Source organism: Streptomyces doebereineriae (genome assembly GCF_031845645.1).
Lineage (GTDB): Bacteria > Actinomycetota > Actinomycetes > Streptomycetales > Streptomycetaceae > Streptomyces > Streptomyces canus.
Genome location: NZ_JAVREZ010000300.1, coordinates 1 through 452, shown reverse-complemented (window position 1 = coordinate 452; position 452 = coordinate 1). Strand labels below are relative to the sequence as shown.

1 protein-coding gene is annotated in these 452 nt (G+C 60.0%); it reads right to left on the bottom strand.

Annotated elements, in window-relative coordinates; translation table 11 throughout:
• The coding region (locus tag RNB18_RS51975; protein WP_311721054.1) for an alkaline phosphatase family protein at positions 1-438 on the bottom strand (438 nt) is incomplete at its 3' end.
• Positions 439-452 lie beyond the last annotated feature (14 nt).

Genomic DNA, 452 nt, shown 5'->3' with positions numbered 1-452 from the left:
GAACTGCGTCACGATCGCGGAGCCGTAGAACATGAGGAACAGGCGGTCGATCATCCAGTCCCAGTAGGTGTTTGATGTAACGTCCGCACGCTCGAAGGGGTCGGTGCGCAAATTGAACAGCTTGGGCGCACGCAACTTGGTGAACGGCTCGAACCATACCTGCAGGGTGCCCTGGCAACGTTGCTCCATGAACACGATCTTCCAGTTGTCCGCTCGGATGCCCAGCACGTCGCCGTCGTCGGAGAAGTAGATCATTCCGCGGCGCGGGCTCTTCTCCACCTCGCCGGTGAGGTACGGCAGCAGGTTGTACCCGTCGATATGGACCTTGTACTCGGTCTTTCCATCGGCCCCGGCCGTATGGCCGTTCTTCAACTTCTCGACGATATCCGGGTCGCCCGCCACGGCCAAGAAGGTGGGCAGCCAGTCGTGGTGCTGCACAATCTCATTGGAGA